The organism is Spirochaetota bacterium (genome assembly GCA_026414805.1).
In the GTDB taxonomy this organism is placed as follows: domain Bacteria; phylum Spirochaetota; class UBA4802; order UBA4802; family UB4802; genus UBA4802.
In genome coordinates this window covers 1-15573 of the sequence record JAOAIH010000018.1, presented here as the reverse complement: position 1 = coordinate 15573, position 15573 = coordinate 1, and the positions used below count along the sequence as shown (strand labels likewise).

The following is a 15573-nucleotide window of genomic DNA, read 5'->3' as shown; positions in this document are numbered from 1 at the left end:
TAGCGGAACACAATAATGAATAATTATCAGTACGGCAACCAGGGCGAATCCCTGGCAAAAGAGTATATAGAACATCAGGGGTTTACTATTATTGCTCAAAATTTTAGATACGGTCGTTATGGTGAAATTGACATTATTGGCACAAAAAATAATCTCCTAGTGTTCTTTGAGGTTAAAACGCGTCATACACCAGCATTTGGTAATCCATCATACGCTATCACTCATAAAAAAATAAAATCACTGCGTGCGGTTGCAACATACTTCTTGACACAATATCCTCAATACAATACCACACAATTTACCATCCGTTTTGACTGCATCTCCATTTTGGGCCAAACTGTTGAATGGATTCAGGATATAATCCGTTAGATTTTAACGAGCACCACCATTCTGTATATAGCCCCATTGCTTAAGCAGTGTATTCATTTCACTAGAAATAGGAACATCCTCCAAAACTGCTTGTATACCACCCTTTTGTTGTTTACTCCACACAATTAAATCATCAGGGAATAAGCCCAACGCAGCCTCATCAGGCACTTTTTGCAAAAGGACCTGTGTTGTATCAAAGACATACCGGTTGCCTACTTTAGGGAGTACAGTACCACTGTATCCCCACAATACCATACTTTCTGACTGGATGTAATACGTAGTGCGGGATGGTATGGTTGAGAATACCAGTTTTTGCCCTTTTTTAAGGCTGAACGTATATTGCTGCCTGTTAATTTTTTCTACCTTGCCATCAGACTCCAGTGTATAAAAAAATCCTTGCTGTACGGATATACTGCCTTTAACATCATTTTTTGCATACAGAACATTCTCAGGCTGAGTAAATCTCAGAGCATACAATTTCTTTTGCATTTCCCTGGCTTTTTGCGTATTTACATTCACAATGTTGTTTAGCTCTTCAGGATCTTTTTGTAAATCGTATAATTCATAATATTCATCAACCATGGCACCACCCCAGTGATGCGGTTTAACCCCAAAGCCATAGAACTTCTCTACATATTTAAAATTGTCGATGCGTACCCCATACATAAGCCTCCCCTCACAGTATACAGGTCTATCAGCATGCTCTGACCCTTCAATCAATGGGAGCAGGCTTTTGCCCTGGTAGCTATCGGGCACAGGAAGCTTTGCAAGTATGCATACCGTTGGTGCAATGTCAACATTACGCACCTGATATGCCACTTTTGCTGACTTTACTTCATTATCTTTAGCAAATTTTATAATCAATGGTACATGGATTTCTTCATCAAAGAGCGTTTGCCCATGAGTAAATATTGACTTCTTGTCAGTGTAAGGGCTATGTTCATGTGCACTGTTGAAAACCTCACCATGATCAGTTGTTAGTACAATAATTGTATTATCGTATAGATTAAGCTTTTTCAATGTTGCAACTACCCTGCCAACATAATCATCGGTGTACGCTACTTCGCCTAAATAGCGCCTAAACCATGGGTGCACACCTTTGACTGATTTTCGCAGTGGATCCAAATATTTTGGTGGTGGTATATAGGCATTGTGCGGAGCATTAAAATTAATGAAAAGAAAAAACGGCTTATCTTTATTGGCGTTCAACCATTGTATCACTTCATCAGCAATATCCATGGTATCTTCCCACTGACGCTGGTATTCGGACATATCGTCAAAGCCCAAGTCAACACCAATACCAGTATGGTCCAGTATAAATGCATTGTTGCCAATGGAGCGGGTTATATAACCATGTTGACTAAATAGCACAGGCAGTGGCAGCACACCACTTTGATTATAAAAATATTTCTTTTCCTGATTTGATACCTGAAAGTAGTAAATGTTGACTCCCGTTGCAGAGCCATACACGGAGGCAAGCATTGCAATGGTGGAAGGGCGCGTCCAGTTGACAACAACACAGTGATTGGTAAACGCAACCCCATCAGCTGATAGCGCATCAATATTAGGTGTGATATTGTACTTTGGTACAATACAGTGAACAGCGTCAGCACGCAATGCATCAACAGAAATAAACACCACATTTGGCTTAGAATTATTTGGCCTGTGCTGCACAAACGCATTGGCAATAAAACAATACTCTGGTTTTTCACTATCAGTTTCAAATTCCATCACAAGTTTTGAATCAGCTGGTATTGTATCTATTGCCAAGCTCAATGATTTAAAGGGCAATGATGTGAGTTCATAGTGCCCCAATACTATCTTTTTTTTTGGCGATAGTAACTGAATAGAAAGCCTTCCCTTACCCAATGATGCACAGTCAAACGACAAAACCCCTTTGTGAAGCAGTGGAAAATAAACTCGTGCCTTTTTTTGTTTTGTTGCTGCAAGCACTAGTGAGCGCGTTGTTTTTGACCATTTTTTTTCTATATCAATGTCATGAGCAATTTTTACAATATATGGCTTTTTCATCCATGGATCAATATAAATGGTGTTGGAATACAAATTCTGCAAATACTGTATATTGTATTCAATGGCAAAATCTGTATTCAACAAATTTGTCACAACTGGCTGCTTGCCACAGGCAGTATACAATAGAATTGCTAAAACAATAGAATATTTTCGCATAAATTTTTTTCAACCTTCAATTCTATGCATAAAGTGCAGATGACGGGATTATTGCAATAAATTTTTTTTTATTTGATTTATAGATTGATTCATTACCATTGACAATGATGTTTATTTCTACTTGGTTATTGCAAGGTACAAAGTACAATAGCAAACGTATATATAACACTGTGCTCACGTATTGTAGTTTTTAATCATTCCACTGCATTCTAAACAATAGCATCCTATCGGGTCAGCTGCACTTGAGTCTGCAAAAGGTTTGCCGCATCCAAACAAGCCGAATAATCCTGTATAGCTTTAGTCTGTGATTAAATTTTCTTATTTCTTTATATTTAAAAAACTTTACAAATGAGCTATCGCCCTTTTATTGTTTTTACCAAAGGTACACAGGTTATGTATAGAACAATAATAGTATTACTATCTCTTTTAGTGGCATGTAAAACGCAATTTGGACTTGTTCACACGGTAGAGTCACAGACTAAAGAGCCAATTGCAACAATAACTAATAATGACATTACCGTAACTATAGAGCCATTTACCGAAGACACCTGGACAAGAATTGCTACCAGCAGCAAGTTCATTGACAGGTCAATAAGTGGAAGACTGCCTAAAATACCCTTTTTTCTTATTTTGATTGAAAATAAAAGCAATCAGCCTCTTTTAATAAAAGAGATTGCAGTTATTTACGGCAACAACCGTACACCAGTGTTTACTAAAGATGAATTGAAAAGCTATTTATCCTCGCCAGCCTATGGATTCATAAAGACAGAAGAACTGCTAACCCCACAACGATTGCTCACATACACCGGTAAAATTCAGAAAATTGATTTTGAAAATGATGTCATTCCCTACACACTTCCCTTTATTCTACCAGCAGATATCCACTGCATGGTGGTAGCAGGAAAATGGATCCCGGTGAGTGAGCGCCAATTCACTGTGCAGGTTGTAATAAAGTTGCCCACTGTTGAAAAAATTGTTGATTGTACATTTGTACGTAAAGAATATAGGACAAAAGGCAATCATTTCCTTAAAACCACCATGGAGGATTAGTAAATGAAATTTGATGAATCAGTAATAAACAAAGTATGTGAATTGGCCCGTTTAGAGCTTACTCAACAAGAAAAACAAGAGTTTGCAAGGCAGCTTGAGGACATTATCCGCTATGTTGAAAAGATAAATGAACTTGATACCACCAATGTGCAACCCGCTGATCATATAGTTCCACTATCCAATGTGTTTAGAGAAGATACTGTACATCAATCTCTGTCAGTTGAAGAAGTTGAAAAAATAGCACCACAGTTTGAAAAAAACCATTTTATTGTACCACGCATCATTGAGGAGATAGAATGAACAGGCTATTTATTGCATTGCCGATTGATGATTTAATTATCACTAATCTAAAACCCGTATACAACACATTATCAGCTTTCTCTGATGTGTTAAAAGTAGTAGAACCTGCACAATACCACTTAACACTTAAATTTATTGGTGAGTGCGAAGGTAATGTTGCACATGCAATAGAAAAAGCATTTGGTACTATTGCAATACAGCTATCCTCCTTAGAGTATACTGTGAAGGGAATTGGGATGTTTCCCAACAGCAAAAACCCTTCAGTACTTTGGACTGGGATTATTACCAATGAAAAAGCAATGAATCAGCTGGCAAAGCAAATGGAGTCATTTGTAAAACAATTTGGCATAAAAGAAGAAAACCGCCCCTTTGTGCCACACCTTACCCTTGCACGCATCCGAAAGGGAAGAAAACTAACAGAAAAGATTAACGAGAAGCTGAAATCCTTAGAGAGAGCAGAATTTGGCTCTGCAGTATTCAATCGCATTGTGCTTTTTTCATCAAAGCTAACCCCCACAGGACCAATATATACACAGCTGAGGGAAATTAACTTCTCTTGAGTTCGTCTTCTATAATTGTATGAGTTTTATTAATCAATTCATCAATTCTTTCGTGAGTATACTCTTCAACTGGTATAGGATCACACACCACTACCTCAATGCTGCCACGGGTAAAAACAAAACTGCCCTTAGGAAGAATTTCCCTGCTTCCCTTGACTGCTACTGGCAAAATGGGCATCTTTCGTTCTATGGCTATTGTAAAACCACCCTTTTTAAATTTTTGCAATGAACCATCTTTTGAACGTGTTCCTTCTGCAAATACCAGTATACTAACGCCCTTTGGTAAACGGTTGACGGCCCTGTTAATGCTTGCTATGGCTTTTTCCCTGTTACCCCTGTCAATAAATACATTTTTTGCGGCATACAGCGCCCATCCAAACAATGGTACATACAGCAATTCTTTTTTAATCACCCATCTGAATTGTATTTTTAACGATGTCACTAGAGCTAATATATCGTACTGAGATTGATGATTGCTGATAATTACATATTGCACACCAGGCTGTATTTTTTCCCTACCTTTTATGTGCACCTTTACACCAGTTACTATAAGCATTGTCCATGCCCATATCTTGGAAATGTTAAACGCCAGATTACCGGTAACTGAAAATACAGCAGCCACAGTCATAGGTATAAAAAGCAATACGCTCATCAGCGAAGCCCACATGATGAGCCAGATAGACTTAAAAAGATTTTTAATTGTTAGCATGCGTAAAACTCCTTATAATAGTTGCCTGTAACCATTTCCCCCGATTTACTATGCACTTTTGTTTTATAGTGTATACACTGCAACAAACCATAGTAATGGATATACTATTGAAATTAGATTTTATTATTTGTATCAACCCATAGCTGCATGTCAAATAAAAAGAATATGTAAACATTACATAAACTTATTTTATTATTGTCTATACTTATAATTTAACTAAAAAAAAAATAACTTATAGCATTGCTTTCCAATCTTTTGAATTGACAATAATTTTATATACAATCAATATAATGTTGTGTTCTACTAAACCATATTGGCTATATTCTAAAATATTACAAATACCATTATATGTAACAGAATAATTATTGAATTTATATATCTGTATGCTATTATTGTAATCTGAAATTATGTGGAGGTAATCATGGGCTTGGTAGAAATAAACGATAGTAATTTTAGTTCTGAAGTACTTGAACATAATGGCAAAGTGCTGGTTGATTTTTGGGCACCCTGGTGCGGTCCTTGCCGAATGCAAACCCCAATACTTGAAAAGTTGTCTCAGGATCCTGAAATAAAAACAAAGATAGTAAAGGTAAACACGGATAACAATCCTGAAACAGCACAGCGTTATGGCATCTCATCAATTCCAACGCTCATTCTGTTTGAAAATGGCAAAGAGATTGACCGAATGATTGGTGTTCAACCTGAAAATGTATTAAAGAAAAAACTTTTGTAAAACAATGCGGGCAGTAATCCAGCGAGTACGCCAGGCTAGCGTTGCAGTTGATAGCCATATTATAGCTTCCATAAATAAAGGGTTGTGTGTGTTTGTTGGCTTTACCGATACTGATACAGACAACGACCTCAACTACATCTGCCATAAGATAATCGGATTGCGCATCTTTGATGATGCAGATTCATTTATGAACCTATCAGTAGCTGATGTTGGTGGGGAGCTTCTTATCGTGCCACAGTTTACACTGTATGGTGATGCCCGCAAAGGACGACGGCCTTCCTTTTCCAGTGCAATGAAGCCCCAACAGGCATCACAATTCTTTGATGCATTTGTTTCATTATGTGCCAAGCATTATCCAAAAGTGCAGCAGGGAAAATTTCAAGCTTATATGCAGGTTTCCATTATTAATGATGGGCCTGTTACAATACTTTTAGATAGTTCAAAATTATTTTAACGTGGCATCATTTGTATTTTTAATTATTTCCAGTTGCCGCAGAATCTCTTTAACATCTGAGTTATTGGGATTTTCACTCTGTACCTTTTTTACGCCTGCAATGACTTTATCTATCCTGAAGCGTTCTTTTGTATATGAGCTATCGGCTACAAGCGCTTTTGTGTAATAGCTATACGCTTCAGCAAATTGTAATAAATGAAAACTCACAATTGCCATGTTGGTGAGTGCTTTGACATAGTGAGGATCAATTACCAGAGCTATCGCCAGCATATCCTTTGCCTTGCGATACTCTTTCATATTCATATATGCAACGGCACAGTTATTGTAGAAAAGTTTATTTGATGGATCGGCTTGTATTGCATAATTAAAATACTCAGATGCTTTTTGATAGTTGCCACATTCAAGTAACTGTAGCCCCAACTGGTTTAACCTTTTAGCTTCCAGCGGATTTTGTGCGATAGCTCCTTGAGAAAGGACACACAGTAAAGTTATCAGAAAAGTGTAATGAAATAATCGCTGCATTGACTACCTCTGTTGTTACAACAAATATACTGCACTGCCTTTAAAAATTACAACAACTTTTGCTCCTTTTTTTATATTCAACGAAATAAGGGAGCGCTTTGTGATTACCGATTGTATGGTTTCACCAATATCTATGCTCACCTTATACAGCCCCTTAATTTCTGTAATGTCGGTGACAACTCCTTTAAACTGATTTGTTGCACTGCTGTGTTGCATTCTTTTTGCAATGATAATATCTTCCGAACGGACAATTGCATGCGTAGGGTTTCCTGCACTAAAATTGCCCAAGAAAAACCGCAAGCCTTTGTGAGTAACAAAATACGCACCCTCCTTTGAATGCACTAGCTTCCCGGTAAAAATATTCCTTGCTCCCACCATGGCTGCAACAAACACATCCTGAGGATACCGATACACATCCAGCACACTACCATGCTGAATGATCTTCCCACCACTTAGCACATATAGGTAATCGCCCATTGATACAGTTTCATCAAAATCGTGGGTCACATGTATAATCATTGGGTTATAGTACTTTTTTATGCGTTGCAGTAACGCAACTAATTCTTCTTTTGACACAGGGTCAAGCGAGGTGAACGGTTCATCTAACAGTAAAATTCTTGGCTCTGTAACGATAGCTCGTGCAAATGCAACACGCTGTTTTTCCCCACCACTTAAATTTCTGGTATCACGGTTTTTCAAATGTTCAATATTGCACAATTTCATTGCTTCATGTGCTTTATCATTTATAATTGTTTTTTGCACCCGCTGCATCACAAGACCAAAGCAGATGTTTTCATAAACTGACAAATGCGGAAAAAGTAATGGCTCCTGATATACCATTGCTATACCTCGCTTGTGTGGCGGCACACTGGTTATGTTACCGCCATCTACCAGCACATTTCCTGATTGTGGCTTCACGATACCAGCAATGATTGACAGCAAAAGCGTCTTCCCTGAGCCTGATCTGCCCATAATCATACAGTGTGCATGATCGGCAAATTCAAGGAAAGGGATTGACAGTGTAAACTGTGCATTTTGCCAGTAAATATTATGGAGAGTAAGCATGTTTTTCCCTATATGTCAGAGCAACGCGTAAAATCACAAAGAATATAATACAGAATATAATCAGCAATGCTGCAACAGGATGTGAGCCTTTAAGCCCATACGCAGTAAACCTGTCATACAGCAACACAGGCGCTATCATTGGATGATAGGCAATAATAACCACTGCGCCAAATTCACTAATTCCTCTGGCCCACATCATTAATGCACCGGTAACTATGGCCCTGAACGATAACGGCACAATGACGTGGACAAAACATTGGCTTTTTGTAGCGCCCAGCGTACGCGCAACATTAATAAGCCGTGCATCAATTGATGCAAATCCATTGTGTACGGCATTGATAAAATATGGTATTGCCACAAACGTCATTGCAATCACAATTCCTGTTTTTGCACCAACAAACTCAATACCAGCAGAATGCAACATGCTGCCAATTTTACCACTGCCAAATACAAACAACAGTGCTATGCCACTTGCAGTATGGGGAATTATCATTGGAATATCAAAAAGTGTTATAATAAATCGTTTTAATGGAAATTCAATATACGCAAAAATATAAGCAAGCGGAATGCCCAGCATAACTGCTATCACAGTGGCATACATGGCACACTCAAATGTAAGAAGCAGTGACCTGATAATTTCTTGGTCAGTGATTGCAGCATAAAGCTCTACCACATTCACCGAAAACACCATAGAAGCAATAGGCACAATGATGATAACACTAAGCAAAAGTGATAGTGTGACTATACTTATATAAAATATAACAGTTCCTTTCATTGAGCTACCACCTTCTTTAAAGGTTGAGGAAGTGCATTGAGATTGTTAACATACAAAGTACTGGTAAATCCGTGTCTTTGAATCAACTCCTTCCCCTTTGGTGAAAGCAGAAATTGTATAAATTCAACTGCACCTTGTGTGTTACCAGCATTTTTTGGAATACTTACACCATACAGGATTGCATCACCACAGATGGTATACATACGCATAAAATCTTTGAGTGTGATACATGCATTTTTATAATAATTATTATATCGAGTATTGCTTAAATTTATCCGTTCATCAAAAGTAACAAATGGCAAATTTCGTTGTACTGCTAGCGACTTATATATCCATACAGCATCACACGCTCCAGTTTCAACCAGCGTTATTGCATCAATTTCTTTTGGTTGCATATACTGTACTGGCGACCGTTTTTCACACAGCGCCTCAAGCTTTGGATTGTGGTATAACAGCGAAGCCAGTTTCCACACCAAGAGTGTTCTATAACCACAAGGATCGCGAAGAGGGTCAGAGCGTGAGCACACAACAGGATAGTTTTTCAACGCATCCAACCAGTTTATAGCTAATTGTGTAGCATATTTGCTTTCCGGAGAATATGCAAGCACCATTTCATTGCCTGCAAATCCAATCCAGTAAGCGCAGTACTCTTTCAGCAGGCTTTCAAAAAGTTTGGCATCAGCCAGTGCAATTACATCACATTGTTTTTTTAAATCAACTATCTTGCGGGCAGCATCCACACTCCCTGAAGCTTCCAAAAGTACGGTAAAGTTATGAATTTTTTCAAATTGACTTTTGCATTCTTTAAATAATGGCGATAGGCTGCCGGCATGGAATATCACAATATGCTGCTTGTCTGTATCAGCACAACTGACAAATATGCATATGAGCATGATTGCAATTATTTTTTTCACTCTTTGAATTTCCTTAAGAATAAGTGATTTAGCAATGTACTATGGATTGAAAAGTCCTCACACTATCACTATATACGTGATTTGTAATCTTTTCTTCAATTGAGATCTTGAATCAAGTCCAGGATGACATTTTGTATACCTATTTTCATCCATTTTGTGATGCTCACCTCACTCACAGATAACCTGCCATAAAAAAAGTGTTTTAGATTTCTTCTTCTACTGTTTTGCATTTCACTTACTTTGCAAGTAAAAATCCTTAAACAGATGTAATTTTTTATATTTTTATCTTGAACAATTCATTGTAGTATTAATTATGTCATTAATGTACTGTCACCATACTATGGCAGTGATGATGTATACATTACAGTTATATGGCAAAACGTACTATCTCTGTAAACATAGACAACAACTAAATTAACTAAAAAACACCATGGAATTAGTGCAAAAGCTCAACGAAGAACAATATAAGGCCGTAACTCATATTAATGGTCCCCTTCTAATACTGGCTGGTGCTGGTTCAGGGAAAACCCGCGTAATTACCTACAGAATAGCCCATCTTATAAAAGATGCTGGCATACCCCCGTATGCTATTGTTGCCGTCACATTCACCAATAAAGCCGCTCAAGAGATGCAAACCCGTATAAAAGATCTCATTGGCCCCATTGCAGAAAGTGTGATGATTAAAACATTTCACTCACTTGCGGTATATATATTGCGGCGTCATGGTAATGCTATTGGTATTCCTTCCAATTTTACCATTTACGATGACCATGATCAAGAATCAGTGATTAAGGATATACTACGCGACCTTCATATTGATCCCAAGGCAGTCAAACCATCAATGATTGCTGAAAAAATTTCACACATTAAGGAGAGCATACACTACATTGAAGGTGGAGATGTAACCAAACTTTTGCATAAATTCCACTCTTTCAATTTTCATGAAATTTTTACCAAGTACCATGAAAAGCTTACGGCTGCAAATGCACTTGATTTTAGCGATCTTTTAGTACGTACAGTTCAGCTTTTGCGCAATAAAGAAGTTTTACACACGCTACAATCCCGATGGAAATATTTCATGATTGATGAATACCAGGATACAAATATTGCACAGTACTTAATTGCAAAATATTTATCATCAGAAACAAAGAACATCTGTGTTGTGGGCGATGATGATCAATCAATTTATTCCTGGCGTGGTGCTGATATCCGCAATATTTTAAATTTTGAAAAAGATTACCCCAATGCAACTGTAATAACCTTACACAGGAACTATCGCTCAACTGAACCAATCCTTAAAGCTGCCTGGCATGTTATCAAAAACAATTATAAGCGAAAAGACAAAAAACTTACATCACACCGCGGCGATGGCGAACCAATAATAGTGTGCACCGCCAACAACGAATATGGGGAAGCAGAGTATGTCATCAACACTATCATAAGCCTCAAACATAAAGAAGGCTACACAAACAAAGACTTTGCAATATTCTACCGAACCAATGCACAATCGCGAATTTTTGAGGAATACCTTAGAAAGGAAAATATACCATATGTGGTGATAGGCAGTGTAAAATTTTATGAGCGTAAAGAAATAAAAGACATAATGGCATACATGCGTTTTATCGCAAATCAGCACGATACCGTTTCGCTGCTGCGTATCATCAATACGCCAGCGCGTGGCATTGGCGCATCAACTATAGAAAAAATTAGGGATGCAGCATACATACATGCAGTCAGCGAATGGGATATCATCGCCAACAGTGAGACATACTCATACAAACTATCGCCTGCACTTGCTTCATTCAAAGATACAATGCAGAAATTAATTGACAAAGCAGCGCTTACACCACAGCACTATACGCTCTCTGATTTGTGCATCAGCATTTTAAACGAAACCCAATATAAAAAGACCCTTGAAGCTGAAAACAGCATTGAAGCGCGCGGAAGGCTTGAAAATATCGATGCATTTGTTAACAGCATATTTGAATATGAACATCTCAAACCCCTTGCAACACTTGATGAATTTTTACAGGACATTTCGCTTCTTACACCAGCTGATGAAACAAACGGTACTGTTCAGGATGCTGTCACTCTTATGACGGTGCATAACGCTAAGGGGCTTGAATTTCCAGTTGTGTTTTTAACTGGTATGGAAGAAGGTTTATTCCCACATGCCAATGCAAGCGATACAGAAGAAGGAATTGAGGAAGAACGGCGCCTGTGTTATGTAGGTATGACTCGCGCAAAAGACAGGCTGTTTATTACATCAGCAGAACTAAGACGCAGCTGGGGCACTGCCCAATATAAAGAAGCATCACGATTTTTAAGCGAATTGCCATCATCACTGTGTGAGTTTAAGGTGTATAACTCATTGTATGATACCTGGGATATTCCCAAGACCTTATCAGGTAATAATTATACTATGGTTCCTGAAAATTATTATAGCAACACGCATAGCCAAAATTCCGATTCCAAGTTTAAAGTGCATCAAAGAGTCAAACACCCTTCATTTGGCATTGGTACTATTACTTCAATACAGGGCAAAGGTGATAATGTTAAGTTGACTATACGATTTCTGAACGGTTTCACCAAAACTTTTTTAGAGCGTTACACACCACTTGAACCTGTATCATAATTTTTTTCTTGACATTATATATTAAAAATTGGTTAATTATATATTAAGAAATTCTACTATAAGGCCTGGATTATGGAAAAAACACATCGGGTTTCATCAAAGATAGTGAGTAATGTTCCTATTCTTATCCTGGAGGGTGATATTACTTCTGAAGCTGATAATGATATCATGAATAGCTACCGGGAACTTAAAGAAAAACATTCCCCTTTTTACCTTATAATAGACTTTAATAAGACAAAATATATAAATTCTGCAGGGATAGCTACATTAATTAACATTATTCAGGATTTAGGCGATTTTGGCGGAAAGGTGGTGTTCACAGGGCTTTCACAGCATTTTCAAAAAGTAATGGATATTGTTGGCATTACTGATTTTGTCAACATTTATCAAACAAATGAAGAAGCCCTCAAAAACATTACTACAAGAGCATGATGCAATACTGCACATCCAATTTTTTTAAGCTTTAGTTTTGCAATTTCCTTTTATATACGTTTGATATTATTCAATTCCAAGTTTCTTCAAAAGTTTACGTGTGGGCTTCCCTTGTTTATCCCATCCTCTGAGAGCATAATACTTTTTTAACATTGCAGATAGAGGCACAGTATATCCCTTCTTTCCAAACATCAGTGGTTCATTTGTAAACCGAGCGGGCAATGTATCATCTTGTGCAGTTAACCCTTCACGTATATTAAACATCCGCTCTAAGGTATAACCGCGCTCTCCAACACAATAAAATCTGCCAAAATCCATTTTCATACCAGTGGCAAGCTCAATAGCTTTTGTATGCGGAAGTAATGGCACATGAAAGTGCATAAGCCATTTGGGCATTTTAACTGTAAAGTCAATGAGTATCCATGTATGCGTTAGAATAAATCGCATAAGTGAAAAAAGCCATTTTCTCCCGGGCACTTTATATGCAATATTTGGAACAAAAGTCCATGAAGTAAAAAGGCAATTGCCGCCTGCACTGACCGCAGCAAGCAGATTCTGGTCAAGTATTGTCCATGATGGTTTTGATCGATAGTGATGCGGATTGAGTGTGACCGGCCCTGTAACCTCAAAGTATATCATATACCCACCATCTAAATGGCACGCACCACGCGAGGCAGTAGCATACCCCAATCCGTGCCCTACTGAAGCTCGCGGCTCATACGCAGCCAGTTCTAAGCCCTTGACATGAGGTGCAAAACTTTGTGCATTGTATTTTTTTGCAAGGTACCTTACACCTTGCGATAGCTCCTTGCCAATACCCCGTTTATATGCAATATCTTCAATAATCTGTGAAATATTTTCTTTTTTTCCAAATTCAATCCCGCATTTCCAGATTCCACGCTCATTGAGTTCTGCTGCAAATCCCATCAATGTCCCTGTGGTAATTGCATCAAGTCCTAATAGGTCAAGTTGGTAATTCCACTTAATGATAGCGTCCATATCATCTATGAGCATATTGGATCCAAGCAAAGATAAAATTTCATATTCTGGCCCTTTAACTTCTTTTCCATTTATTTCAACAACCCTACCACAACGTATTGGGCATGAGATGCATCCAGAATTTTTTACTAAAAATTCCTCAGCTAATCGCTCGCCACCAATCTTCCAAGCATGTTCAAACTGGCCTTTAGAAAAGTTCTTTGTGGGCAAAGCATTATTCATTGAAAGTGCTGTCAAAAAACCAGCGGTACCGTAGCGAGGTGCAAATTGACCAGTTGCAGGATGTTGCTGCAACATGGTTATCCATTGCTTAACATGTTTCTTGAATTCTTCATTATTGTGAATAGGAATTTTACTCTGGCCCCGCGCAACCATACCTTTGAGGTTTTTTGAACCCATCACTGCTCCCATACCACACCTGCCGTGGCTTCGCTCCTGGGACACAACAGAAGCAAATAACACCTGATTTTCCCCTGCGGGTCCAATGGCTAAGGTGCCACCTTGACCCATGGCTTTTTGTGCATCCTGTGTATTCATTCCCCATATTGATGATGCATCTTTTATGCTGACATTACCATCATCAAATTCTATATATACTGGCCGTGATGCCTTTCCGCGTACTACAACACCATCAAATCCAGCACGCTTCAGGTGCATACCAAAATTGCCCCCACTGTTGGAATGACCAATGAGTCCTGTCAGTGGGCTTTTTGCTGAAATGTCAAAGCGGCTACTTGAAGGTGCACCTGTGCCCGTCAAAGGTGAAGTCATAACAACCAAAATATTTTCGCCTGACAGCGGGTCAGCACCCGGGCTAAGTTGATCCCACAAAATCTTTGTAGAAATAAATCTTCCACCAAGGTACTTTTCTCTGTCTTCATCTGAAAGCGGATATTCGCCAATAGCTCCTGTTGAAAGATTAATGTCACAGATTTTTCCCATATAGCCTTTAAATTTACTTGGCATACTTTACCTCGCTAAATGCAGAATGCGATATCTTTAAAATATCTGGTATTGCTGAAGCCACATGAATAAATATTGACAACTCATCTTTAGATAAACTGGCAGCATTATTCATCACTATAGAATAGCAAAAATCTTCAATTGTTTTAAGACATTTCATCCCCTTTTTAGTGAGAGAAACATATACCACCCGCTTATCATGCAAAGATATTGTTCTTTTTACTAACTGTCTTGCATGTAACCGCTGTATAATCCGCGTTGCTTTATGCAATGGGATGCATAAAGCTTCAGCAATTTCCGATATTGTAATCTTTTTTGTATCATCAATGAGAGTAAGTGCATAATATAGTTCATAGGTAATGCCAAAATATTTTTCTTTATAGCGCTCAAACTGATACACTGCTTTCAATACATCACGTAGTATTTTATTAATATTAATTTTTGATTTTTTTAACATATTTTGGCGATAGCTCATATTATTTATCCCTAGATGCAATAGTAATAAAATACTTGCACTTTGCAAGTATTTTTTTATTCACTTATCAAATATATTTTTGCTGCTACTTCAAGTTTGAAGTGCACCATTTATATAGATATTCATTGACGCATCATTTTTCATTCAATACTTTATGTTACTGCCAACGTGTCGTATGGCAGCTACTTTAGCAGCTTACGGTGGATTTCCTTGTGGGCGATATGCACTGATATTATTTTTATGTTATATTCCGCTTCTTTTAGTTTGCTGCAATTTTTTTCAATTATTTTACATCTCTCTGTATATTTCGCAATTGACACTGGGACTCCCACCATTCCCCTTGCCATCACCCGTTAAGATTTCTATACGCTTCTTCTAATTTTTCTAAAGAATATACTTTTTTTGAATTAGGGAGTGAAGCTAAAAATATC

The 15573-nt window shown here is 37.9% G+C and carries 16 protein-coding genes; 8 read left to right on the top strand and 8 right to left on the bottom strand.

The window, feature by feature from the left end; translation table 11 throughout:
- Positions 1 to 15 precede the first annotated feature (15 nt).
- Positions 16 to 369, top strand: coding sequence for a YraN family protein (locus tag N3F66_05405; GenBank protein ID MCX8123585.1), 354 nt, complete (start codon positions 16 to 18; stop codon positions 367 to 369).
- A gap of 3 nt (positions 370 to 372) precedes the next feature.
- Here N3F66_05405 and N3F66_05400 read toward each other — a convergent pair whose 3' ends face one another.
- A complete protein-coding gene (locus tag N3F66_05400; protein ID MCX8123584.1) occupies positions 373 to 2556 on the bottom strand; it encodes a sulfatase-like hydrolase/transferase in 2184 nt (727 codons plus the stop codon).
- A gap of 348 nt (positions 2557 to 2904) precedes the next feature.
- On the opposite strand from N3F66_05400, the gene N3F66_05395 reads away from it, so the two are divergent.
- Genes N3F66_05395 through thpR form a run of 3 tightly spaced genes read left to right on the top strand, consistent with a single transcriptional unit; the run spans position 2905 to position 4466 of the window.
- On the top strand, positions 2905 to 3606 hold the full coding sequence (locus N3F66_05395) for a hypothetical protein (protein ID MCX8123583.1): 702 nt from the start codon (positions 2905 to 2907) through the stop codon (positions 3604 to 3606).
- Positions 3607 to 3609: 3 nt separating this feature from the next.
- Positions 3610 to 3906 (top strand): Asp-tRNA(Asn)/Glu-tRNA(Gln) amidotransferase subunit GatC, encoded by a 297-nt coding sequence (gene gatC, locus N3F66_05390; protein MCX8123582.1) that lies wholly within the window; start codon positions 3610 to 3612, stop codon positions 3904 to 3906.
- The gene (gene thpR / locus N3F66_05385) at positions 3903 to 4466 is read left to right on the top strand and encodes an RNA 2',3'-cyclic phosphodiesterase (GenBank protein ID MCX8123581.1); all 564 of its coding nucleotides are present in this window, start codon (positions 3903 to 3905) and stop codon (positions 4464 to 4466) included. The genes gatC and thpR overlap by 4 nt, the downstream gene beginning before the upstream one ends.
- On the opposite strand, the gene N3F66_05380 is transcribed toward thpR, so the two are convergent.
- Positions 4453 to 5175, bottom strand: a complete 723-nt coding sequence (locus N3F66_05380) for a 1-acyl-sn-glycerol-3-phosphate acyltransferase (protein MCX8123580.1) — start codon at positions 5173 to 5175, stop codon at positions 4453 to 4455. The two genes, thpR and N3F66_05380, sit on opposite strands and share 14 nt — an antisense overlap.
- Positions 5176 to 5596: 421 nt before the next feature.
- Here N3F66_05380 and trxA point away from each other — a divergent pair, with 421 nt between their 5' ends.
- A complete protein-coding gene (gene trxA, locus N3F66_05375) occupies positions 5597 to 5908 on the top strand; it encodes a thioredoxin (protein MCX8123579.1) in 312 nt (103 codons plus the stop codon).
- A gap of 4 nt (positions 5909 to 5912) precedes the next feature.
- On the top strand, positions 5913 to 6362 hold the full coding sequence (gene dtd / locus N3F66_05370) for a D-aminoacyl-tRNA deacylase (GenBank protein MCX8123578.1): 450 nt from the start codon (positions 5913 to 5915) through the stop codon (positions 6360 to 6362).
- Here dtd and N3F66_05365 read toward each other — a convergent pair.
- Genes N3F66_05365 through N3F66_05350 form a run of 4 tightly spaced genes read right to left on the bottom strand, consistent with a single transcriptional unit; the run spans position 6354 to position 9638 of the window.
- A complete protein-coding gene (locus N3F66_05365) occupies positions 6354 to 6884 on the bottom strand; it encodes a tetratricopeptide repeat protein (protein ID MCX8123577.1) in 531 nt (176 codons plus the stop codon). The genes dtd and N3F66_05365 overlap by 9 nt on opposite strands.
- 15 nt (positions 6885 to 6899) lie before the next feature.
- Positions 6900 to 7949, bottom strand: a complete 1050-nt coding sequence (locus tag N3F66_05360) for an ABC transporter ATP-binding protein (protein ID MCX8123576.1) — start codon at positions 7947 to 7949, stop codon at positions 6900 to 6902.
- Complete coding sequence (locus N3F66_05355) at positions 7933 to 8724, bottom strand: ABC transporter permease (GenBank protein MCX8123575.1); 792 nt, start codon at positions 8722 to 8724, stop codon at positions 7933 to 7935. Before N3F66_05355 ends, N3F66_05360 begins: the two co-directional genes overlap by 17 nt.
- Positions 8721 to 9638 (bottom strand): extracellular solute-binding protein, encoded by a 918-nt coding sequence (locus N3F66_05350; protein MCX8123574.1) that lies wholly within the window; start codon positions 9636 to 9638, stop codon positions 8721 to 8723. Before N3F66_05350 ends, N3F66_05355 begins: the two co-directional genes overlap by 4 nt.
- Positions 9639 to 10068: 430 nt before the next feature.
- Here N3F66_05350 and N3F66_05345 point away from each other — a divergent pair, with 430 nt between their 5' ends.
- Together N3F66_05345 and N3F66_05340 are read left to right on the top strand one after the other, a co-directional pair.
- Entirely contained in the window at positions 10069 to 12273 is a 2205-nt protein-coding gene (locus N3F66_05345) for a UvrD-helicase domain-containing protein (protein ID MCX8123573.1), read from the top strand.
- Between the two features lie 72 nt (positions 12274 to 12345).
- Complete coding sequence (locus N3F66_05340; GenBank protein MCX8123572.1) at positions 12346 to 12705, top strand: STAS domain-containing protein; 360 nt, start codon at positions 12346 to 12348, stop codon at positions 12703 to 12705.
- A gap of 66 nt (positions 12706 to 12771) precedes the next feature.
- Here the strand turns inward: N3F66_05340 and N3F66_05335 are convergent, their stop codons facing one another.
- The gene (locus N3F66_05335; protein ID MCX8123571.1) at positions 12772 to 14670 is read right to left on the bottom strand and encodes an aldehyde ferredoxin oxidoreductase family protein; all 1899 of its coding nucleotides are present in this window, start codon (positions 14668 to 14670) and stop codon (positions 12772 to 12774) included.
- A complete protein-coding gene (locus tag N3F66_05330) occupies positions 14660 to 15142 on the bottom strand; it encodes a MarR family transcriptional regulator (GenBank protein ID MCX8123570.1) in 483 nt (160 codons plus the stop codon). Before N3F66_05330 ends, N3F66_05335 begins: the two co-directional genes overlap by 11 nt.
- Positions 15143 to 15573 lie beyond the last annotated feature (431 nt).